The organism is Methylobacterium sp. J-077, from assembly GCF_022829365.1.
Lineage (GTDB): Bacteria > Pseudomonadota > Alphaproteobacteria > Rhizobiales > Beijerinckiaceae > Methylobacterium.
Genome location: NZ_JAKSYJ010000220.1, coordinates 29,113 through 49,691 on the forward strand (window position 1 = coordinate 29,113; position 20,579 = coordinate 49,691).

General features: G+C 70.1%; 21 protein-coding genes. 5 read left to right on the plus strand and 16 right to left on the minus strand.

Annotated features, from left to right (window positions below):
* Positions 1–54: 54 nt before the first annotated feature.
* The gene (locus MKL11_RS27470) at positions 55–1,413 is read left to right on the plus strand and encodes an RsmB/NOP family class I SAM-dependent RNA methyltransferase (protein WP_243949400.1); all 1,359 of its coding nucleotides are present in this window, start codon (positions 55–57) and stop codon (positions 1,411–1,413) included.
* Positions 1,414–1,543: 130 nt separating this feature from the next.
* Positions 1,544–2,548: an alpha/beta hydrolase gene (locus tag MKL11_RS27475; RefSeq protein ID WP_243949294.1), complete on the plus strand. Its 1,005-nt coding sequence runs from the start codon at positions 1,544–1,546 to the stop codon at positions 2,546–2,548.
* 57 nt (positions 2,549–2,605) lie between these two features.
* On the opposite strand, the gene MKL11_RS27480 is transcribed toward MKL11_RS27475, so the two are convergent.
* The 4 genes from MKL11_RS27480 to MKL11_RS27495 all read right to left on the minus strand — a co-directional run bounded on the left by MKL11_RS27480 (position 2,606) and on the right by MKL11_RS27495 (position 6,234).
* Positions 2,606–3,838 carry a peptide ABC transporter permease gene (locus tag MKL11_RS27480; RefSeq protein ID WP_243949296.1) on the minus strand — a complete coding sequence of 411 codons (1,233 nt, stop codon included), beginning with the start codon at positions 3,836–3,838 and terminating at the stop codon, positions 2,606–2,608.
* Between the two features lie 117 nt (positions 3,839–3,955).
* On the minus strand, positions 3,956–4,480 hold the full coding sequence (locus MKL11_RS27485) for a DUF2937 family protein (protein WP_243949298.1): 525 nt from the start codon (positions 4,478–4,480) through the stop codon (positions 3,956–3,958).
* 69 nt (positions 4,481–4,549) lie between these two features.
* Positions 4,550–5,563 (minus strand): WD40 repeat domain-containing protein, encoded by a 1,014-nt coding sequence (locus tag MKL11_RS27490; RefSeq protein ID WP_243949300.1) that lies wholly within the window; start codon positions 5,561–5,563, stop codon positions 4,550–4,552.
* Positions 5,560–6,234 carry a YoaK family protein gene (locus MKL11_RS27495; protein WP_243949302.1) on the minus strand — a complete coding sequence of 225 codons (675 nt, stop codon included), beginning with the start codon at positions 6,232–6,234 and terminating at the stop codon, positions 5,560–5,562. Before MKL11_RS27495 ends, MKL11_RS27490 begins: the two co-directional genes overlap by 4 nt.
* 207 nt (positions 6,235–6,441) lie before the next feature.
* Between MKL11_RS27495 and MKL11_RS27500 the strand changes: the two genes are divergently transcribed.
* Both MKL11_RS27500 and MKL11_RS27505 read left to right on the plus strand, forming a co-directional pair.
* A complete protein-coding gene (locus tag MKL11_RS27500; protein WP_243949304.1) occupies positions 6,442–6,870 on the plus strand; it encodes a response regulator in 429 nt (142 codons plus the stop codon).
* A 27-nt stretch (positions 6,871–6,897) separates the two neighbouring features.
* The gene (locus MKL11_RS27505; RefSeq protein ID WP_243949306.1) at positions 6,898–7,299 is read left to right on the plus strand and encodes a photosystem reaction center subunit H; all 402 of its coding nucleotides are present in this window, start codon (positions 6,898–6,900) and stop codon (positions 7,297–7,299) included.
* A 140-nt stretch (positions 7,300–7,439) separates the two neighbouring features.
* On the opposite strand, the gene MKL11_RS27510 is transcribed toward MKL11_RS27505, so the two are convergent.
* The 10 genes from MKL11_RS27510 to proB form a co-directional block, all read right to left on the minus strand.
* Positions 7,440–8,069 (minus strand): DUF2939 domain-containing protein, encoded by a 630-nt coding sequence (locus MKL11_RS27510; protein WP_409565930.1) that lies wholly within the window; start codon positions 8,067–8,069, stop codon positions 7,440–7,442.
* 24 nt (positions 8,070–8,093) lie between these two features.
* Complete coding sequence (locus tag MKL11_RS27515) at positions 8,094–8,651, minus strand: RNA pyrophosphohydrolase (RefSeq protein ID WP_243949310.1); 558 nt, start codon at positions 8,649–8,651, stop codon at positions 8,094–8,096.
* Between the two features lie 63 nt (positions 8,652–8,714).
* Positions 8,715–9,947 carry a divergent polysaccharide deacetylase family protein gene (locus tag MKL11_RS27520; protein ID WP_243949312.1) on the minus strand — a complete coding sequence of 411 codons (1,233 nt, stop codon included), beginning with the start codon at positions 9,945–9,947 and terminating at the stop codon, positions 8,715–8,717.
* A 175-nt stretch (positions 9,948–10,122) separates the two neighbouring features.
* Positions 10,123–11,463 (minus strand): S41 family peptidase, encoded by a 1,341-nt coding sequence (locus MKL11_RS27525; protein WP_243949322.1) that lies wholly within the window; start codon positions 11,461–11,463, stop codon positions 10,123–10,125.
* Positions 11,463–12,827 (minus strand): murein hydrolase activator EnvC family protein, encoded by a 1,365-nt coding sequence (locus tag MKL11_RS27530; RefSeq protein WP_409565928.1) that lies wholly within the window; start codon positions 12,825–12,827, stop codon positions 11,463–11,465. Before MKL11_RS27530 ends, MKL11_RS27525 begins: the two co-directional genes overlap by 1 nt.
* A 6-nt stretch (positions 12,828–12,833) precedes the next feature.
* Complete coding sequence (gene rlmH, locus MKL11_RS27535) at positions 12,834–13,328, minus strand: 23S rRNA (pseudouridine(1915)-N(3))-methyltransferase RlmH (RefSeq protein WP_243949324.1); 495 nt, start codon at positions 13,326–13,328, stop codon at positions 12,834–12,836.
* A 153-nt stretch (positions 13,329–13,481) separates the two neighbouring features.
* A complete protein-coding gene (gene rsfS / locus MKL11_RS27540) occupies positions 13,482–13,832 on the minus strand; it encodes a ribosome silencing factor (RefSeq protein ID WP_243949328.1) in 351 nt (116 codons plus the stop codon).
* A gap of 167 nt (positions 13,833–13,999) precedes the next feature.
* Positions 14,000–14,569: a nicotinate-nucleotide adenylyltransferase gene (locus MKL11_RS27545; protein ID WP_243949405.1), complete on the minus strand. Its 570-nt coding sequence runs from the start codon at positions 14,567–14,569 to the stop codon at positions 14,000–14,002.
* A gap of 52 nt (positions 14,570–14,621) precedes the next feature.
* On the minus strand, positions 14,622–15,920 hold the full coding sequence (locus tag MKL11_RS27550) for a glutamate-5-semialdehyde dehydrogenase (RefSeq protein WP_243949330.1): 1,299 nt from the start codon (positions 15,918–15,920) through the stop codon (positions 14,622–14,624).
* Positions 15,921–16,081: 161 nt separating this feature from the next.
* Positions 16,082–17,197, minus strand: a complete 1,116-nt coding sequence (gene proB / locus MKL11_RS27555; protein ID WP_243949332.1) for a glutamate 5-kinase — start codon at positions 17,195–17,197, stop codon at positions 16,082–16,084.
* Between the two features lie 211 nt (positions 17,198–17,408).
* Here proB and MKL11_RS27560 point away from each other — a divergent pair, with 211 nt between their 5' ends.
* Positions 17,409–18,599 (plus strand): cupin domain-containing protein, encoded by a 1,191-nt coding sequence (locus tag MKL11_RS27560; protein ID WP_243949334.1) that lies wholly within the window; start codon positions 17,409–17,411, stop codon positions 18,597–18,599.
* Between the two features lie 87 nt (positions 18,600–18,686).
* Here the strand turns inward: MKL11_RS27560 and MKL11_RS27565 are convergent, their stop codons facing one another.
* Together MKL11_RS27565 and obgE are read right to left on the minus strand one after the other, a co-directional pair.
* The gene (locus MKL11_RS27565; protein WP_243949336.1) at positions 18,687–19,100 is read right to left on the minus strand and encodes a type II toxin-antitoxin system VapC family toxin; all 414 of its coding nucleotides are present in this window, start codon (positions 19,098–19,100) and stop codon (positions 18,687–18,689) included.
* 361 nt (positions 19,101–19,461) lie between these two features.
* Positions 19,462–20,496 carry a GTPase ObgE gene (gene obgE / locus MKL11_RS27570; protein ID WP_243949338.1) on the minus strand — a complete coding sequence of 345 codons (1,035 nt, stop codon included), beginning with the start codon at positions 20,494–20,496 and terminating at the stop codon, positions 19,462–19,464.
* Positions 20,497–20,579 lie beyond the last annotated feature (83 nt).

Consider the following 20,579-nt stretch of genomic DNA (forward strand, 5'->3'; position numbering starts at 1 on the left):
GATCCGGTCTGAGCCAGGATCGTGCTGGAAGCTCGGCCGTACCGTGGCGGCATCGTGGGCCAAGCGTGGCCGTTTCGCGTCGACCTCGACCCATTCAAAAGGATCCGGACCCTGACCCCCGCCGCCCGTTGCTCCGCTGCCATCGAAGTCCTGACCGATATCACGGAGCGCCGCCGTCCGGCCGCTGACGCGCTCAAGGATTGGGGCCTCGCGCATCGCTTCGCCGGCTCCGGCGATCGGGCGGGGATCGCCAGCCTGGTCTACGACGCCCTGCGCCGACGGGCATCCGCCGCCTGGATCATGGGCTCGGAGGCGCCGCGTGCAGTGCTGATCGGCTCCCTACGGCTGCAGCAGGGGCTCGCCGCCGCCTCGGTAGCCGCCCTGTTCTCGGGCGAGCGCTTCGCCCCCGAGCCGCTGAGCGACGACGAGCGCGCGCGCCTGGAATCCGGGACGCTGGAGGAGGCTCCGCCCGAGGTGGCGGGCGATGCTCCGGCCTTCGTGCTGCCCGAGCTGACCGCGGCGCTCGGTGACGACCTGATCCCCGAATTGAAGGCGCTGGCCCGGCGTGCGCCCCTCGACATACGCGTCAACGCCCTGCGCGGCGGCCGGAACGACCTGATGCCGGCGCTCGCCGGATACGAGGCCGCCCCGACCCCGCACGCGCCACTCGGCGTCCGGATCCCGATTGGCGCCGACGGCCGCGGCCCGGCGCTCCATGTCGAGCCCGAGTTCCTGGACGGCTGGTACGAGATCCAGGACGAGGGCTCGCAGCTCGCCGCCCTGCTGGCCGATCCGCAGGCCGGCGAGACCATCGTCGATCTCTGCGCCGGCGGCGGCGGCAAGACCCTGGCGCTGGCCTCTCAGACCAAGAACGGCGCCAGGCTGATCGCCACCGACGGCGATCCGCGCCGGCTCGCGCCGATCCACGAGCGCCTGCGCCGGTCCGGGGCCACAGTCGAGGTGCGCACGCCGCGCAGCGGCAGGGCCCGGGCCGACGTGCTTGAGGATCTCGACGGCACGGTCGACCGGGTGCTGGTCGACGCTCCCTGCACCGGCTCGGGGACTTGGCGGCGCAACCCGGACGCCAAGTGGCGGCTGCGCCCCGGCAGCCTAGCTTTGCGCATCGCCGAGCAGTCCCAGGTCCTCGACCGGGCGGCCAAGCTGGTGCGGCCCGGCGGGTGGATCGTCTACATCACCTGCTCGCTGCTGCCCGCCGAGAACGACGCGGCCGTGGCCGGGCTGCTGTCGCGCTGGCGCGGACGCTTCGATGCCGTGCCGGCGGAGACCGTGCTGGCTGCCGGCCCGCCGAGCCTGGCAGCCGCCGTGCGCCAGACCGCCCACGGCCTGCAGATGACCCCGCTGCGGACCGGCACCGACGGCTTTTACGTCTCCGTGATCACCCGGCGCAGCTGAGACGGCGCTTCTCCGGAACCACGCCCCCGTCTCGCGGCGTTGGGCGAGGGATGTGTCAGGAGATCGCCATGCCCGAACCCGTCCGCGGCGTCGTCCGGACCCGATTCTGAGCGACGCGCGGGACCGGTTCATGCACCTCGACCGCCGTCTCCTGCTGGCAGGCCTGAGCACCGCTCTCGGCCTGCGCGGGGCGAAGTCCCAGGAAAATCCCCCGGAGCCGGCGCCGCACGAGTCGATCCGCGCCCTCCCGCGCTCGCTGCCCGGGGCGGATCTGCAGGTCATTGACCTGTGGCCCGGTGATCCGCCGGGGGGCGGCAAGGGGCCCGAGGCAGACGGTTACCGCTACGTCGAGGGTGTTTCGGGCGACGTCACCCGGGTGGCCAAGCCTTGCCTGCTGGCGATGCGGCCGGCCAATCCCAACGGTGCGGCGATCATCGTGGCGGCCGGGGGCGGCTACCAGTTCATCGCGCTGGGCAACGAGGGCGTGCCGGTCGGGCGCGTGCTGAACGCGGCGGGCATCACGGTCTTCCTGCTGGTCTATCGCCTGCCCGCGGAGGGGTGGGGGTCCGGCCCCGACGCGCCCAGGCAGGACGCGCAGCGCGCCCTGCGGCTGGTGCGGGCGCGCGGCCCGGAATACGGCATCGACCCAGCCCGGGTCGGCGTGCTCGGCTTCTCGGCAGGCGGCCACCTGATGGGCGAGACCGCCGTCGGCACCGCCAGCAACCTCTACGCGCCCGTGGACGAGTCCGACGCGCAGCCGGTGCGGCCGATCCTGGCCGGACTGATCTACCCGGTCATCACCATGCGCAAGCCGTTCGATCGGACCGCCACGCGCCGGATCCTGGTCGGCGACGAGGTCACCCCGTTCGAGATGAAGACCTATTCGGTCGACCTCCAGGTCGGGCCGGAGACGCCCCCGACGTTTCTGGTTCAGGCGATCGACGATCCGGTGGCGGTCGCCGACCATCCGCTGCTGATGTTCTCGGCGCTGCGCAAGGCGCGGGTGCTGGCGGAGTTGCACCTGTTCGAGCGCGGCGGCCATGGGTTTGGGCTCGGCGCCCCGGGAACGCCGGCCGCCGCCTGGCCGGGTCTGTTCCTGGCCTGGATCCGACTCCACGGCTTCCTGCGGCACTAGCATTCCGAGTCGCATCGTCTTGTTCCGAAGCCGGCAACCACCTTTCGGGACGATGCTCTAGCTTTCGCGCAGCCGGTGGAGCTTGGCGACCTTCGGGCGGCTGGTGCGGAACTGGCCGCGCTCCACCGCCACGAACACCACGATGGCGATGGCGATGATGCTGAGCCACCAGATCGCCGTGAGGCCGACACCGAGGCAGGCCACCGTGAAGGCGGCGGCGAAGCAGCCCATCGCCCCCGGGACCAGGGCCGGGATGTCCCGGCCGCCCCGGCGGATCGACGCGTAGAGCGCGAAGGCGGCGGCCAGCGCGCCGACGATCCCGAGCTCGTACCAGAACTCGAACAGGGCCGTGTTCGGTGCGTTCAGGGGTACCAACCCGACCAGGCGCCCGCGCAGGGCTGTCTCGAAGCCGTGGCCGGTGATGAGCCGCACGGGGTCGGTAGTCACGACCTTCTGCCAGCTCTTCAGCGACAGCGCAGCCGGCGACAGCGGCCCGAGCAGGGCGGCGCCGATCGGGCGGGCCAGGAACGGCAGCAGCGGCGCCACGGCCAGCAGCGCGGCCGAGACGGTCGCGGTCAGGGTCACCCCCAGCTTGGGCCGGTAGCTCGTCACCGCGAAGGCCAGCGCTCCCACCGCCAGGGCGGCGATCTGCGTGGCGTCCGGCTGGACCGTCAGCGCCAGGGCGACCAGCAGGGCGAGCCCAAGCGCCTCGCGGTCGCGCCGCCGGGACCGGAGCCAAGCGAGCGCCGGCCAGACCAGCAGGATCAGTAGGATCAGGCCGCGGTCGAGCGCGCCGTCGTCGTCGATGCCGGGGGGCGCTAGATGGGCGCCGAACAACCCGAGCACGATCGCCACGATCGAGCCGGCCACGACCCCCAGCGGCAGCAGGTAGAGGTTCGCCGAGCGCATCCGGTCGGGCAGGGCGAAATAGCCGAGCAGCGCCAGCCCGATCGTCGCCGCGAGGTTGGCCAGCCGCTCGACCGCCGGGCCGAAGAACGGCGTCCAGGTCAGCGACAGGATTGACCACAGCACCACCAGCATGCCGGCCAGGAAGGCCGGCGCGGTCAGGAGCCGGGACACGGCCGGGCGCACCGGGCGCTGGCGCCGGTCGATCGCGCTGGCGATGATCAGCAGCACCACGGCGATCGGCGCCAGGATCACGGTGGCGCGGCGGGCGACCTGCGCCAGCACCGGCAGGATGACGAACAGGCCGAAGAAGCCGATGCGCCGCAGCAGGGCGGCGGCGTCGAGCGCCGGATCGATCGTGGTGGAGTTCGACGCGCGCGGCATCTTGCGCCTTCTCCCGGACCGAGGCGGCCGGATCACGTTCGATACGCAAGCCCCGCGCAAGCCGCTGTAGACCCTGAGCAACACTCCCGGGTCCGCTCATCCCGATCCGCCGCCGGTTCAGGCGGTCCGCGTGGTCTCCCGGGGGCGCCGGCGCACCAGGCGCAGGCCAACATCCGAGAGCACGCGCCAGCCGCCCCAGGCGGCCAGGAACCCGATCAGCCCGGCCGCGAGCCCATCGGCATTGGTCGGGACCGCCGGGCTGAAGTCCTGATAGGCCGCGTGTGCCACCGGGACATCCGGATCGCGCAGCATCGCGACCACCCGGCCGAGCGGACTCGTGGCCGAGGCCAGGGCCTGCTGCTGGGAACTCAGCCGAGCGAGCCGGGCGATGTCGGCCTGGGCGGCCTCGCCGCGCCGGGCCACGAGCTGGTCGGGGTTGGCGCGCAGCCGGTCGACCGCGCCGTCGCGAGTGGTGCCGGAAGCCTGCGCGTCCGATTCGAGCACCGCCACCTGCCGGCGCAACTCGTCGACGGCGCCGCCGATCCGCTGCGCGTATTGCTGCGCGAATTCGGGCGCCTGCGCGGCGATCACGCCGCCGAGCAGGCCGAGGGCGAGGCCGAAAGTGCGGAACACGCGGAACACGTCAGACCCTCCAGCCGGGCGACTCGATGCAGCGGAAACAAAGCATGGCTGTCGCCAGGTGACAAAAACTCAAGCGGGCAGCGTCAGCAGGCCGGCCTTGCCGTCGGCGCAGCCGAACAGCATCCGGTTGCCGCGCGCGTCCCAGGCCAGCGCGGTGATGCCGCTGCCCTGAACCGCCGGCCGCACCAGCAACTCCGAGGCGTCGGTGAAGCGCACCAGCAGGATGCAGCCATCCTCGTAGCCGACCGCCAGCACCGGCGCCTTCGGGTGGAACGCTACCCGTGAGACCCGGGCGGGGCGGACGCCGCATTCCCGCGGAGCCTTGCCGGTGGGGCCTTCCTTGGAATCGAACGGCCAGACAATCGCCGCCTCGGCGCCGCCGGTAGCGAGCCAATGCCCGTCCGACGACCACGACACCGACCGGACCTTGCCGGGATAGCCCGACATCCGCATGTGGCCGCGATCCGGCTGCAGGCGCCAGCCGTGCAGGGCGTTCTCCTGCATGGTCGAGACCACGAAGCGGCCGTCCGGCGACCAGGTCACGTCGATATGGGAGCCCTTCCAGGTCACCATTTCGGCGGGGGTCTCCAGATTCGGAAACCACAGGCTGACGCCGTTGTAGTGCGCGACGCCGAGTCGGTAGCCCTTCGGGGCGAAGACCAGGCCGCGAGCGGTGGACGGGGCGGTGAAGCTCTTCTCCCGGCCCTTGGCGTCCCGGGCGACCACCGCGCGCCCGGCGGACCAGGCCACGGAACCGTCCGGGTGCAGCGCCAGGGCGTCGATCCAGGCGCCGCCCTTGGCCGTGCCGAGTTCCTGGGTGACACCGCCAGCCCGGATCTCGACCACACGGCCGTCGTCGCCTCCCGTGACCAGGCGGTCCTGGCTTCCGGCCGCCACCAGGATCCCGCTGTCGGGATGGGCGGCGATGCGGGTGCGGTCGTCGCCCTGTACGAGTACGACGGTGCCGTCGCTCAGTGCCAGGGCCGGGGCATCCTTCAGGAAATGCGCCGCGACCACGTGGGCGCCCAGCTCCAGCGGGGCGACGTGGCTGGTGAGGGACGGATGGCTGACGGAATCGCTCATGGATACTCGACCTTCGTGCCCCGCTGGCCGGCGCGCAGGACCAAGAACGCGGTGATCAGCGCGAGCACCCCCGAGACCGCCGCCGGCGCGATCAGGGCGTAGAGGGCGAACGCTTCGTAGGCGAGCGCCCCCAGATAGGCGCCCAGCAGCAGGGACAACCAGACCAGCCCATCGCCGATCCAGCCGAACGGCGCGCCCGTGCGGGTGAGCGCCTTGGCGATCTTCTGCCCCAGGCTGAACAGGGCGCCGGTGACGAAGGTGGTGCCGGCCCGAAAACCCTGCACCTGAGCCAGCACGGCGTTCTGGGTGCCCATGGCGACGGCCACGAAGAACGCGGCGAGCCCGAGCTCCGGGGTAGCGAGACCGAGGGCCAGGCCGCCGAGGATCAGCAGCGATTCGTAGGCGAGCACCACCGGGGTGGTCCAGCGCTGCGGCACCAGGATCGCCAGCCCGCTGCCGAGGATCGAGCCGGTCAGGAAGGCGGCCAGCAGGATCGCCGGCATCAGCATCCGGTGCGGCTGGGCCTGCGCGCCGAAGACAGCGAGCTGCGTGGTGTTGCCGCTCATGAACGAGGTGTAGAGGCCGCCGAGCCGCACGAAGCCCAGCGCATCGACGTAGCCGGCCAGGCCCGTGAGGACCAAGCCGGTGCCCAATTGCCAGGACCGGTTCACGGATCCGTTCTCCCGAAGCGTCTCGGTAACGCACCGTTAACCATTTCGGCCGCTCCGTTCACCTGCGCCGGGGCGGGGTTAACGGGCCGTGCACCAAGTCCGAGCAATTCGATGCAATCACGGCGAACGCCGGGGCGGAGGGGCCCGTTGCTCCTTCGATCCGGCACGGGGCTACCGCGCCCCCGCCGGGTGAGTGGGAGTTGCGTCATGATGTCGTTCGCCGCCGCCTTCGCCTGCCCGTCCATGCCCGCCCTGGATTCGGCCGCCGCGACCATCCTGGTGGTCGAGGACGAGCCGACCGTCTGCGAGCTGGCCGCCGAGGCGCTTCTCGAAGAGGGTTATCGGGTGCTCACCGCCGCGGATGCCTGGGAGGCCGAGGCGATCCTGGCGCGGGAGAGCGTGGACATGCTCTTCACCGATATCGACCTCGCCCGCAACACGAACGGTCTGACGCTGGCGCGCCGGGCCCGGAGCTTCTGCCCGGACCTGCCGGTGATCTACACGTCCGGGGGGCGCGCCTGCCTTCCGGCCGCCGACGCCGTGTCCGCATCGGTGTTCGTCCCGAAGCCGTACCGCCCCAGCCAGCTCGTGGCACTCACCAACGACATCCTGCGCGCCGCGCACCACCACGCCTGACCCCTGGACCGTCCGAGGAATCCCGCCATGCGGCGCCCCCTGATCGCACCCGCCCTCGTCCTCGCCATGACGGCCTCCGCGGTGCCGGCCCGGGCGGCCTGCGACGTGAAGGGCGCCCAGATCGAGGAGGCGATCGCCGCCAAGAAAGAATTGCGCGAGGACGCCAACGCCCAGACGGTGCGCGACCTGCGCACGCTGCGCGACGCGGCGATCGTGCTGGAGACATACAAGTTTCCCGGCGAGTGCGAGGTCCTGCTCGGCATCGCCAAGTCGCTGCTTGCCAACCCCGACAAGACCATCGTCCGGGGCGGCGACACCGACGAGGACGAGGCGGAGAGCCTTGTCGAGGCCCGCGAGCCGAAGGCCAAGGTGCCGGCGGACGAGAAGGCGCCGGCCACGGCGAAGGCACCGGCCGCGAAGGCGAACTGACGGCGGGAGACACCTCAAGCACCCCGGTTTAGGGTTCTCCCAATGATCCCCCCTGTCCTGCGGTCGAGGACAGGAATTTGAGCGATAATCGCGCGCGGTGAGGTCGTCGTGCCGCGACAGTCACCCGATCGAAAGCGCCCCTACCGCTCCTCACCGGCGCTCGCCCCGAGCTTCGCCCGGGCCAGCGCCCGCCCCAGCTTGGCGGCGATCTGTTCGCGCAGGATGTCGGCCATCTCGATGTCGACCAGCCGCCAGCTCAGGCCCCGCAGCCGCAGGCGGATCCGGGTGCGCTCGGCCCGGGGAGCCTCGGGCGGGATCGGGATCACCACGGCCCGGAATCCGCGCATCTCCAGGGCGGCGTAATAGGGCAGGAGCCGCCCGGCGCTGCGGATCTTCAGGCCCTCCGGCTTGAGGGCGGCGGGGCGCTCGATATCGAGCTTGTCGGGCCAGCCGTTGTCGAGCAGGTCCATCACCGTTTCGGGTGTCACCAGGGTCTCGGCCAAAGCCAGGGCGAGGCCATAGGCCACGTCGTTCAGGCGTTGCCGGTCGCGGGGCTCGAGATCGAGGTCGGTGTCGGAGGCCGCACGCACCGCCCCGGTGATCTGGCGCACCAGGGACAGCCGCAGCGTCCGGAAGTTCACGTGGGTCTCGATGTAGGCCCCATCGTGCCGGCGCACGGCCTGCGACAGGTCGTAGAGTGACCAGAGCGGGCTCGCCGTGAAGGCGAGCCACGCCACAGCTAGGCCGAGCGGGACCGCGAGCCAGCGCACCACGTTACGATCCCGCCCGCGGCGTCACGGCTTGACCGCCCCGGTCTCGGTCGCCCAGGTTGCGAGGCCGGCGAAGGCCTCGACCACACGCTCGTAGACCGGGCGCTTGAACGGCACGATCAGGTCCGGAAGCTCGGAGAAGCGCGCCCAGCGCCAGGCATCGAACTCGGCCTTGTGGGCCCCGCCGCCGGGGCTCAGCACGTCGATAAGGTCCTCGCTGCCGAGGAAGCCGTAGGCGAACCATTTCTGGGTCTGGCCGCGATAGCGCCCTTTCCAGGCCTGCGTCGCCACCGCCGGGGGCAGGTCGTAGGCGAGCCAGTCCGGAATTGCGCCGAGCAGCCGGATCGCGTCCGGCGGCACGTTGGTTTCCTCTTGGAGCTCCCGGCGGGCGGCCGTCTCGGGATCCTCGCCGGGATCGATGCCCCCCTGCGGCATCTGCCACATGTAGGGGCCGGCGACGTGCTCCGGGCCGGCATCCTTGGTCCGGCGCCCGACGAAGACGCCGCCCGCGGGCGCGATCAGCGCGACGCCCACGCAGGGGCGGTAGGGCAGCGCGGCGCCCGAGTCGGAATCTGTGGTCATCGCGGGCGACCATAGGTCAGGCGCAAGTCGTGCGGCAACGCCGCCGGCACCGAAAGCACGCGGTCAATTGGCGGTGCTGACACGCTTCTCGAGGGAACCGCGCAGGGCGACGCTCGCCGGGACCAGGCGGATGCCGCGGCTGTCGAGGTCCCGGGCCCAGCGGGCGATCCGGTCGACGCTGAGCGCCGCACCATTGGCTGAGACGAGGGCGAACCCGGTGGCGCGGGCCCTTGCTTCGGCTTGAGCGAGCGCCGCGTCGATGGCGTCGGCGCGGGGCACCGCGTCGAGGACAAGTTCCGCCCGGGCGACCGGCGTGCGGTTCTTGTTGGTCAGCGCCGGCTTCGGGCCGGTGCCGTCGTTCAGGAAACCGAGGCCGCGGGCGCCGATCTCGCGCAGGACCGGCTCGAAGGCCGGATCGGCCATCATCTTGGCGCCCATGAAATTCGCCACGCCGACATAGCCGGAGATGCGCGCGAGCGACCAGGCGAGGCGGTCGGCATTCTCCAGGCCCTTGAGGGCGGTGAGCAGGGTCTGGGGGCCAGGATCGCTGTCGGGATAGTCGAACGGCTCCATGGGCAATTGCAGGAAGACCTCGTGGCCGGCGTCCCGGGCGCGGGCGGCCGAACGATCCGCTTCCGCGCCGTAGGGCAGGAAGGCCAAGCTCACGGCAGGCGGCAGGCGCACGGTGGCGCCCGCAGTGGCGGCTTGGCCGACCCCGAGGCCGGTGACCAGGATCGCGATCCGGGGGCCGGTACCGGGCTCCTCGGCGCGGGCGTAGACGTCCAGCGCGCGGACCCGGCCTTCGCCGAGCTTCGGCATCGTGCCGTGGCGGCCCTGCTCGCTGATCCGCGGATCCGGCGCGGCTGCGAGGCGCGGCGCGCTGGCCGGCGGCACCCGGATCACCACGGCTTCGCTCGGGCCGGAGCCCGGCGGACGCACCACCGTGACGCCGGACGCGGTCTCGATCTCCTCGGCGCTGCGCTGCTGCGAGCCCCCTGCGTTGACGACCACCGCGCCGTGCGGCTCGGACGTCGCCACCGGGACCGGAGCGGGGCGTGCCGGAGGTTCGCGCATCGTGATGGCGACCTCGACGCGCGGCTCGCCGCCCTGCGGATCACCGAGCGCCAGCACCAGCCCGCAGGCGGCAAGCAGCGCACCCAGGATCGCGCCGGCCGCGATCTTCGGCCGACGGAGCGGCGCGACGAGGCGTCCGAACCGGCCCAGGGGCCGCTCGAGCACTTTGGCCTCCTTCACCCCAAGGGGGCGCGTGAGGATATCGTCGGTGGACTCGGTCAAGCGGCACTCGATGCGGGCGCGCGTCCCACGCCCCATAGCAGCGGCGTGAATCCCAGCCCGCATTGCCGGCCGGTATGGTTAATCTTCCGCTAACGTTTCGAGGGCCGACGAAAAACCCCGCCCGGCAGCCCTGCCGGACGGGGTTTCTTTTTTGGGACTTGGGTCGGCGAAAAAATCAGTTCGGTACGCTGGGCTTCTGCTGCTGCGGCGCCTGGGTCCCGTTGGCGGCGCCCTTCTGGATGCCGTGCAGGAAGTCGATCGCCGAGAGGAGCTGCTTGTCCTTGGCCGGGTCCGGCGGGATGTAGGCGGAGGAGCCGCCGCGCTCGTCGGTATCCTTCTGCTTCAGGTGGCCCTTCAGCCCAGCCTCGCCCTTGGTCTCGTCCTTGCCCTTCAGCTCATCGGGCACATCCTGCAGCACCTCGATATCCGGCTCGATGCCCTTCGCCTGGATCGAACGGCCGGACGGCGTGTAGTAGCGCGCCGTGGTGAGCCGCAGGGCACCGGAGCCACCGAGCGGGATGATCGACTGCACCGAGCCCTTGCCGAAGGAGCGCGTGCCCATGATCGTCGCGCGCTTGTGATCCTGCAGGGCACCGGCCACGATCTCCGAGGCCGAAGCCGAGCCGCCGTTGACCAGCACCACCACCGGCTTGCCCTTGGTCAGGTCGCCGGCCTTGGCCGAGAACCGCTGGGTCTCGTCCGGGTTGCGGCCGCGGGTCGAGACGATCTCACCGCGGTCGAGGAAGCCGTCCGAGACCATCACGGCCTGGTCGAGCAGGCCGCCCGGGTTGTTTCGCAGGTCGACCACGTAGCCCTTGAGCTTGTCGGCGCCGATCTCACCCGACAGCTTCTCGATCGCCGCCCGCATGCCGTCGAAGGTCTGCTCGTTGAACTGGGTCAGGCGGATATAGGCGACGTCGCCGCCCTCGACCTTCGAGCGCACCGGCTTGATCTTGATCACGTCGCGGGTGAGCGTGACGTCGATCGGGTCCTTCGCCTCCTTGCGGGAGATCTTGAGCTTCACGGCCGAGTTCACCGGGCCGCGCATCTTGTCGACCGCCTGGTTCAGGGTCAGGCCCTGGACCTGATCGTCGTCGATCTGCGTGATGATGTCGTTGGCGAGCAGGCCCGCCTTGGCGGCCGGGGTGTCGTCGATCGGGGTGACGACCTTGATCAGGCCGTCTTCCATCGTGACTTCGATGCCCAGCCCGCCGAACTCGCCGCGGGTGGTGGTCTGCATGTCACGGAACGCCTTGGCGTCCATGTAGCTCGAATGCGGGTCGAGCGAGGTCAGCATGCCGTTGACGGCCGCCTCGATCATCTTCGATTCGTCCGGCTTCTCGACGTAGTCGGTGCGGACCTTCTCGAAGACGTCGCCGAACAGGCTGAGCTGGCGATAGGTCTCGGCCGAGGCGGCGACCGCCCGCGGGCCCGACAGGAAGTCGGTCTGGGTCGCCACCATGGAGGTGCCGGCACCCAGGAAGGCGCCGAGCATGATCAGGGATGTCTTGCGCATCAGCCGCGAACCTTCTCGCCAAGTATCTTGTCACTGGGGCTCTTCGCCCACCACGGATCCGGATCGACGGAGCCGCCATCCTTCTTGAACTCGACGTAGAGGGTCGGCTCGCCGTCGGATCCAGGCGGACCCGCGTTCCCCTCGCCCATGCTACCCACGGGTTCCCCCGCGAGAACGAACTGGCCGACCTCTACGCTAATCTGATCCATCCCCGCCAGCAGAAGATAGTAGCCATCGCCGGCGTTGATGATCAAGAGACGCCCGTAGGACCGGAACGGCCCGGCGAACTGCACCCAGCCGTCGGCCGGTGAGGAGACCAGCGCCTTCGGCCGCGTCGTGAAGGAGACGCCGCGGGTGGTCCCGCCATTGCCATCGGGCTGGTTGAAGCCCCGCGCCAGCCGCCCGCTGACCGGCCGCGGCACTTCGCCCCGCGCCTCTGCGAAATGCACTTTCGGGGCCAGACGAGCCGGATCCCGGAAGCCGGCCGCGGCGAAACGCTCCTGCGTCGCTCTGGCCTCGCGCTCGGCCGCGGCCTTCGCCTCCTCGGCCGAGCGCTTCGACGCCGCGACTTCGGCTTCGGTTCGGTCGAGCAGGTCCTTCAAGGATTTGGCCTGGGCGCCGAGCTCGGCGGCGCGCTTGCGCTCCGCACTCAGCCCGCTCTCTACCTCCGCCTGTCGAGCCCGACGGGCGGTGACGAGGGCCTGAAGGCGCTGCTGCTCGCGCGCCCAGCCGGCGAGATCGTTGGCGAGCCCTTCCTTGTCCTGCGCGATCAGGCCGCGCAGGCGGATCATCTCGGCTAAATCCGCAGCCAGGGTGTCGACCTCGCCCCGCAATTCCGGAACCACGGCGCCGAGCAGCATCGATGTTCGGATCACCGCCAGCACGTCCTCGGGGCTCACGAGCACCGCCGGCGGCGGGCGCCGACCCATCCGCTGCAGTGCCGCCAGGATCTCCGCGACGACACCGCGGCGGGCGTGCAGCGAGCGCCGGATCGCGGCCTCGCTCTCGGTCATCGCCTTCAGGCGCTCTTCCAGGCGGCTCAACCGGTCCTCGGTGGCCTGCGCCTGCCGCCCGGCATCGAGCAGGGCGCTGTCGAGCTTGGCCCGATCCGATCCGATCGCCGCGATCTCACCCTCGAACTGCGCCCGCTGGCCGGCACTGGCAGAGAGCGCGTCCTGGACGCGCTTCAGATTCTCGGCCCGCCGCTCGCGCTCCTCGGTGGCACGCTGGATCTTTTCGGCTTCGGGGTTGGGGGCAGGGTCCTCGGCCCGCGACGGGCCGGCCGCGCCGACCAGCGCGACCAGCGCAAGCGCGCGGAGAATTGAACGCTGTCGGACGGCATCGGCGAGGCTATCGAACCGCACGATGGCTCAGCCCGGCTCGCCGCGGTGATACGGGTGGCCGGCCAGGATGGTCAGGCTGCGATAGATCTGTTCCAGGGCGAGCACGCGCACGAGTCCGTGGGGCAGGGTGGCGGCCCCGAAGGACAGGATCAGCTCCGCCTTCGTCCGAATTGAGGCATCCAGGCCGTCCGGGCCGCCGATCGCCACCACCAGGGCCGGCCGGCCCGCATCGCGCCAGGCGGCGACACGTTCCGCCAGGGTCTCGCTGGTGAGATCCGAGCGCCCGCGCTCGTCATAGGCCACCAGTACGCCGCCGGGGGGCAGATGCGTGAGAAGTGCGGATGCCTCCTCGGCGCAGCGATCGGGCGCCCGGCGGGCACGGGATTCCACGATTTCGACGCCGTCACAGCCGGGAAAGCCGATGCCGCGACCGAGCTGTGCGGCGCGGTCGCGATATCGTGACGCGAGCTCGCGCTCCGGGCCGGCCTTCAACCGACCGATCGCTGCCAGGACGAGGCGCACGGGGGAGGGGTCTCTTGCTGCGTCGGGACGGTGGTTGTTTCACCGTCATTGCGATCGCACCGAAGCAACCGAATGACGCGCTACATCCCGAGATCGCGCGCTACCCTCGATTGCTTCGCGACGCTCGCAATGACGGCGCGGGTTGGCGAACCGCTAGTCCGCCGCCATACCCAGCGGCCGGTCCGCGCCCCACATCTTCTCGAGATTGTAGAAGCCGCGCACTTCCGGGCGGAAGATGTGCACAAGCACGTCGCCGGCATCGATCAGCACCCAGTCGCAGGCCGGCATGCCCTCGACCCGGGCATTGCCGTAACCGCGGTTCTTCATCTCCTGGATGAACTTGTCGGCGATCGAGCCGACATGGCGCTGCGACCGGCCGGACGCGATGATCATCGTATCGGCGAGCGAGGTCTTGCCCATGAGGTCGATCGCGATCGTCTCCTCCGCCTTCATCTCGTCGAGGCAGGAGAGGGCGAGCGCCTTCAGGTCGTCCGAGCGTGCCATCCCGGGCTCTTCCGGAACGGGGGCATTGGTGCGGATGGTCTCCGTGCGGATGGTCTCGGGCAGCGTCCTGATTCCTCGTGATGGCGCGCCGCCCTCTCCGGGCACGCGAACCGGTACGAAATTGGCGGTATCGGGCCGCGATTGCAACTGCGTCGCGTGCGGAGGGCCTAAGCGCCGGGCCGGCCGTTGCGAATCTCGGTGGAGGACAGGGGCGATCGGGGCCCGTGGAGGAAGACCCAGGCCGGCGGCGGACGCATCGGCAAGGTTTGGGCCACGTCTTCGGAGACCCGGGCCCCGGCGAGTCGATGGGCGGCCCGGGCGCTGAGCGGCGTCATGGTGAAGCCGGGCCGGTCGATGATCGCGATCGGAACCAGCTGGGCGATCTCGGCGAAGCCCTTCCAGCGGTGGAAATTGCCGAGCGAATCCGCCCCCATGATCCAGACGAAATGCACGCCTGGGCAACGGCGGGTCAGGTAGCGCAGGGTCTGGACCGTGAAGCGCACCCCAAGCGCCGCCTCGATCCCGGTCACCGCGATCCGCGGGTGCCGTGCGATGTCCCGAGCCTGGGTGCAGCGTGCGGCGACCGAGGGCAGGGCGATCCGGCTCTTCAGCGGGTTGCCGGGGCTGACCAGCCACCAGACCCGGTCGAGCCCGAGGCGCCGCAACGCCGTCACGGTGACGTGGCGGTGGCCGTGATGGGCGGGATTGAAGGATCCGCCGTAGAGGCCGATCCGCATGCCGGGGGCGCTCGGCGGCAGGGTCAGCCGCACGCCGGGACTTCGCGTGGGATCACGGACGGATCTGGCCGCTGCCGTGGACGCGGTACTTGAACGTGGTCAGCTGCTCGACGCCCACCGGCCCACGGGCATGCATGCGCCCGGTGGCGATGCCGATCTCGGCGCCGAAGCCGAACTCGCCGCCATCGGCGAACTGAGTCGAGGCGTTGTGGGTCACGATCGCCGAATCGACCTCGGCCAGGAAGCGGGTGGCCTCGGAGCGGTCCCCCGTGATGATCGCGTCGGTGTGGTGCGAGCCGTAGGTCTCGATATGTTCGATGGCCGCTGCGATCCCGTCGACCACGCGCACCGCGATGATCGCGTCGAGATATTCGGTGTGCCAATCGTCTTCCGAAACCGCCGTGACTCGCGGATCGACCGCCTGGGTCTCGGCATCGCCGCGCACGGCGCAGCCGACATCGAGCAGGGTGCGGACCAGCGGGGCGAGGTGGGTCGCCGCGCAGGCGCGGTCGACCAGCAGGGTTTCGGCAGCGCCGCAGACGCTGGTCCGCCGCATCTTGCTGTTGAGCAGCACGGCGAGAGCCATGTCGAGGTCAGCCGCGGCCGCGACGTAGACATGGTTGACGCCGTCGAGATGGGCGAAGACCGGCACCCGGGCCTCGGCCTGGACGCGCTCGACCAGGCCGCGTCCACCCCGGGGCACGATGACGTCGACGCAGCCGTCGAGGCCGCCGAGCATCAGCCCGACCGCGGCGCGGTCCCGAGTCGGCACCAGCTGGATCGCGTCGGCGGGCAGGCCGGCCTCGGCCAGGCCCTCACTCATCGCCTTGGCGATGGCCAGGGCACTGCGATGGCTGTCGGAGCCGGCGCGCAGGATCGCGGCGTTGCCGGCCTTGAGGCAGAGTGCGCCGGCATCGGCGGTGACGTTCGGGCGGCTCTCGAAGATCACGCCGATCACGCCGAGCGGCACGGCGATCCGCTCGATCAGCAGGCCGTTCGGCCGCTCGATCGCGGCGAGCTGGCGCCCGACCGGATCGGCCAGGGCGCCGACCTTCTCGACGGATTCGGCGATGGACGCGAGGCGGCCGGCATCGAGGGCGAGCCGGTCGACCAGGGCGGCGCTCTGGCCGGCCTGGCGGGCGGCGGCGACGTCGCGGGCGTTCTCCCGCAGGATCTCGTCCGCGTTGGCCCGCAGGCGCTCGGCGATGAACCGAAGTGCCTGGTCCTTGGTCTGGGCCGAGGCGAGCGCCATGCGCCGGGCGGCGACGCGCGCCCGACGGCCGATCGCCGCCATCTGCTCCGGCAGGGCATCGGCCGCGGCGAGATCGGATCTCAGGTTCAGGACGGGCACGCTGGCGTCCTCGGTGTTCGAGGGCCGCAAAAACCGGCCCAAAAAGGGATGAGGCCGTATTTGCACATCGAGCGACAGGCCTACAAGTGTGCTGAACCGCCGAACGTGACAGAGATCGCGCGATTCACGATGAGACTATATTTGATCAGAATCAGTCCAGTCTAAAACAGTGCCAGATCATCCCGATGCACCATCCAGGCACGGCCCGGATAGTCGAGCAGCTCGGGGATGCGCGCGCTCGGGTGGCCGATGATCAGCGCGGCCTCGGCGTTGTCATAGGCGACGAGGCCGCGGCCGAGCATGCGGCCGTCGGGATCACGGATCATCACGGCGTCGCCCCGGGAAAAACTCCCCTCGATCGCCCGGACACCCACCGGCAGAAGGCTGGCGCCGCCAAGCAGCGCCTTGGCGGCGCCGGCATCGATGGTCAGCGTCCCGCGCGGTTCGAGGGAGCCGGCGATCCAGGTCTTTCGCGCCGCGGTGGGCGTCGAGCCGGAGAGGAACCAGGTGCAGCGCGCACCTTCGCGCACCGCTTTCAGGGGGTTCTTGCCCCGCCCATCTGCGATGACGAGATGCGTCCCCCCCGAGGCCGCGATCTTGGCCGCCTCGACCTTGGTGCGCATGCCGCCCCGGGACAGGTCCGAGGCCGGCCCGCCGGCCATCGCTTCGATCTCCGGCGTGATGCGCTCCACCACCGGCAGGTGGCGGGCCTCCGGGTCCGACTGGGGCGGCGCGGTGTAGAGGCCGTCGATGTCGGAGAACAGCACCAGCACGTCGGCATCGATCATCGTGGCGACCCGGGCCGCAAGCCGGTCGTTGTCGCCGTAGCGGATCTCGGAGGTCGCCACCGTGTCGTTCTCGTTGACCACCGGGACGGCGCGCATCTCCAACAACTTCAGCACCGTAGCCCGGGCGTTGAGGTAGCGCCGGCGCTCCTCGGTATCCTGCGGTGTCACCAGGATCTGCCCGGCCACGATTCCGTGGTGCCCGAGCGCCTCGGCCCAGTGCCGGGCCAGGGTGATCTGGCCGACTGAGGCCGCGCCCTGACTCTCCTCCAGCCTGAGGATCCCGGGCGGCAGGCCGAGCACCGTCCGCCCCAGCGCGATGCTGCCGGAGGACACGACCAGCACGTCGACGCCCCAGCCATGCAACTCGGCGATGTCCTCGACCAGAGCCGCCAACCAGGCATGGCGCAGGCGGCCGGCCTTGCGGTCAACCAGCAGGGCCGACCCGACCTTGATGACGACGCGGCGGAATTCTTCGAGGGCCGGGATCATAACGCTTCGCTGAAACAGGTGACGTGGTGCGGTTTGGACGAAGTCCGCGCGCTTGAACAGCGGCGTTTCCGCGGAGGCGCGTCGGCGCGTTCGCGCAGAGCCTGCGGCACATGTCCGCCCTTCTGTAATCATCCCTCACGACCTCGTGAGTATCTGGCATTCAAAATTCCAGTATGGCCCTGCCTCGATCTGACGGACAGGAGCCAGACAGATGGACGCCAATCGACGCGCGTTTCTCGGGACTGCCGCCCTCGGCGCCGGCGGTCTCGTTACGCTTACGCAGCATGCCGCCGCGACGGCGAACGACCACGGCGCCCCCGGCGCCGGTGGCTTCGGCCGCGACGTGCAGCAGCTGCCCCCGGGGGCCCAGGTCGCCTACCACGACCCCAAGGATGTCGGCGCGATGCCCGACTTCCACTTCTCCCTCGACGGCAACGTCCCGAAGGTCACCTCGGGCGGCTGGGCCAAGGAGGCCACCGTTCATCAGTTCCCGATCAGCAAGGGAATTGCCGGCGTCCACATGTTCCTCGATCCCGGGGCCTCGCGCGAGCTGCACTGGCACGCCATCGCGGCCGAGTGGGCCTACGTGATCGACGGCCGCTGCCAGACCGTGGTGCTCGATCCGTCGGGCGCCAGTGAGATCAACAACTACGAGCCGGGCGATCTGTGGTTCTTCCCGAAGGGCCACGGCCACTCGATCCAGACCATCGGCGACAAGCCGTGCCACTTCATCCTGTCCTTCGACAACGGCGCCTTCTCCGAGCACGGCACCTTCTCGATCACCGACTGGATCGACGTCACCCCGAAGGACATGCTCGCCATGGATTTCGGCCTGACGCCGGAGGCGTTCGACGCGTTCCCCAAGGGTGAAGCCTACATCCAGGCCGGTCCGGTGATCCCGATCTCGGATGCCCTCGACGCGCCCTGGCCGAAGGAATCCACCCACAAGTTCCGGCTGCTGAAGGATCCGCGGGCGGTGCGTGAATTCGACGGCGGCACCTTCTGGCTGGCGACCGTGGACGAATGGCCGGTCTCGAAGTCGATGTCGGGCGGGATCATGACGATCCGGCCGGGCCAGATGCGCAAGCTGCACTGGAACGTGAACGCCAACGAGTGGCACTATTACCTGAAGGGCAAGGGCCAGGTCGCGTCGTTCGGCTCCGGCGGCCGCGGCAAGGTCGCCGAGTTCACGGCCGGCGACGTCGCCTACATCCCGATGGGGTTCGGCCACGCCATCAAGAATATCGGCACCGAGGATCTCGAGATCGTCCAGACCTGGGACAACGGCAAGTTCGAGGAGATCGACCTCAACGCCTGGGTCAAGGCGAGCCCGCGCTACCTGCTGGCGAACAACTTCGCCGGCGTACCGGCGGACACGATCACGAAGCTGAAGCAGGGCTGATTGCTGTTGCGCCAAGGAAAGGGAGGGTTGGGGTTCGCGGTGGCGAATTCCGCCTTTCCTCGTCGATGCCGGGGCCGGAAGAGGGCTTCAGGACGGCGCGCCGGAGGCGGGCACGAGATCGGTGTGGGGAAAGGCGTTGCCCTTGAAGAGGAGGGGCACCGCATGGACCTTGGCGAAGGCGTAGGACAGCCATTCGCCGAGGTTCAGCTGGGCGGGGTGACCGCCGCCTTTTCCGCAGTGATGAAAGGCTGCGGCGGCCGCTTCGAGCCTGGCATTGTCGAACGTGACAATTGTCGCGCCGACTCGCCCTGGAAAGCCACGCAGATCAATCGCAGGCTCGTGGGAAAGCCGTTCCATCACCGGACGCGCCTCAACGAGCGTCGGTACACCGATCAGCGTTCGCCGGCGAGCGATCAGAGCCGTGAACAGTGCCGCTTCCAGCTCAAGCGCCAGGACGGCGAAGATGGCTGATGTATCCAGAGCGATGGTCTGGGCGATCATCGTGTCGGCAAGCCGAAGTCGTCGTACAGGTCGTCGTGCCGCGACATTCCGCCAGGCTTTTTGGCAGCTACGGTACGGGCGAGTTCGAGAATCGCCTTGTACCTTGCTCTCTGCTCCGGGGTCATCGATTCGGTGTCAGGCGGTGGAAGCCGCTGTTTCGGCTGTTCGCTATCGTCCGATGCTTTCAGCGCCGCGCGTAGGGCCGTGACACCGCTTCATCGACCGAGGTGCTCTGGCGTTCCGCCAACGCGCGCGCGAGGCTCACCGCCTCGTCATTCTGTACGACAAGAGCGGCCATCGTCGTCGTCTCGGCGATCAATTCGCGCGACGACAGGCTATCCGAAGCTCACCGCGCCGTCGCTCACGGCTGCCAAGCCACCATCGGCCGCGCCTCAGCATCTGCCGCTGCCCTGGCATCGATCTCGGTCTGGATCGCCCGGAGCGCCTCCGGGACGCCCTTGCGGCTCGCCGAGGACAGGACCAGCGGCGCCCGGCCGGCGGCGCGCTTCAGCTTGGCGACCTGGCTCTTCAGGGTCTCGGCATCGAGCGCATCGGCCTTGGAGAGCGCCACGATCTCGGGCTTGTCGGCCAGACCGTTGCCATAGGCCTCGATCTCCCCGCGGACCAGCTTGTAAGTCTTGCCGGCATGCTCGCTGGTGCCGTCGACGAGGTGCAGCAGCACCCGGCAGCGCTCGACATGGGCCAGGAACTTGTCGCCCAGCCCGACGCCCTCGTGGGCGCCCTCGATCAGGCCGGGAATGTCGGCGAGCACGAACTCGCGGTTGTCCGAGCGCACCACCCCCAGGCCCGGATGCAGGGTCGTGAACGGGTAGTCGGCGATCTTCGGCTTGGCCGCCGTGACGCTCGCCAGGAAGGTGGACTTGCCCGCGTTGGGCAGCCCGACGAGGCCGGCATCGGCAATCAGCTTGAGCCTCAGCCAGATCCACATCTCCTGGCCTTCCAGGCCGGGATTGGCGTGCTTCGGCGCGCGGTTGGTGGAGGTCGTGAAATAGGCGTTGCCGAAGCCGCCATTGCCGCCCTTGGCCAGCCGGATCCTTTGGCCGACCTCGGTGAGATCGGCGACCAGCGTCTCGCCGTCCTCGGCCAGGATCTGCGTGCCGGCGGGCACCTTCAGCACCACGTCGGCACCGTTGGCGCCGTGGCAGTTCGAGCCCATGCCGTGCTCGCCCTTCTTGGCCTTGAAGTGCTGCTGGTAGCGGTAGTCGATCAGGGTGTTGAGGCCCTCGACGCACTCCACCCAGACATCGCCGCCGCGGCCGCCATCGCCGCCGTTCGGGCCGCCGAACTCGATGAATTTCTCCCGCCGGAACGCGACGCAGCCGGGACCGCCGTCGCCGGAGCGGACATAGACTTTGGCTTCGTCGAGGAATTTCACGGCTCTATCCCTTTTCGAGCATCGTCCCGGATGCCGGATCCGAGCCGATGCTCTAAGTATCTAAATGGCATCGTCTTTTTCCG

What these genes read in the sequence shown, in the direction of transcription:
- MKL11_RS27475 (WP_243949294.1), top strand. Translation starts at nt 1,544, where the DNA reads ATGCACCTCGACCGCCGTCTCCTGCTGGCAGGCCTGAGCACCGCTCTC.
- MKL11_RS27480 (WP_243949296.1), bottom strand. Translation starts at nt 3,838, where the DNA reads ATGCCGCGCGCGTCGAACTCCACCACGATCGATCCGGCGCTCGACGCC.
- MKL11_RS27490 (WP_243949300.1), bottom strand. Translation starts at nt 5,563, where the DNA reads ATGAGCGATTCCGTCAGCCATCCGTCCCTCACCAGCCACGTCGCCCCG.
- MKL11_RS27500 (WP_243949304.1), top strand. Translation starts at nt 6,442, where the DNA reads ATGATGTCGTTCGCCGCCGCCTTCGCCTGCCCGTCCATGCCCGCCCTG.
- MKL11_RS27505 (WP_243949306.1), top strand. Translation starts at nt 6,898, where the DNA reads ATGCGGCGCCCCCTGATCGCACCCGCCCTCGTCCTCGCCATGACGGCC.
- MKL11_RS27515 (WP_243949310.1), bottom strand. Translation starts at nt 8,651, where the DNA reads ATGACCACAGATTCCGACTCGGGCGCCGCGCTGCCCTACCGCCCCTGC.
- MKL11_RS27525 (WP_243949322.1), bottom strand. Translation starts at nt 11,463, where the DNA reads ATGCGCAAGACATCCCTGATCATGCTCGGCGCCTTCCTGGGTGCCGGC.
- rsfS (WP_243949328.1), bottom strand. Translation starts at nt 13,832, where the DNA reads ATGGCACGCTCGGACGACCTGAAGGCGCTCGCCCTCTCCTGCCTCGAC.
- MKL11_RS27545 (WP_243949405.1), bottom strand. Translation starts at nt 14,569, where the DNA reads ATGCGGATCGGCCTCTACGGCGGATCCTTCAATCCCGCCCATCACGGC.
- proB (WP_243949332.1), bottom strand. Translation starts at nt 17,197, where the DNA reads ATGATCCCGGCCCTCGAAGAATTCCGCCGCGTCGTCATCAAGGTCGGG.
- MKL11_RS27560 (WP_243949334.1), top strand. Translation starts at nt 17,409, where the DNA reads ATGGACGCCAATCGACGCGCGTTTCTCGGGACTGCCGCCCTCGGCGCC.
- MKL11_RS27565 (WP_243949336.1), bottom strand. Translation starts at nt 19,100, where the DNA reads ATGATCGCCCAGACCATCGCTCTGGATACATCAGCCATCTTCGCCGTC.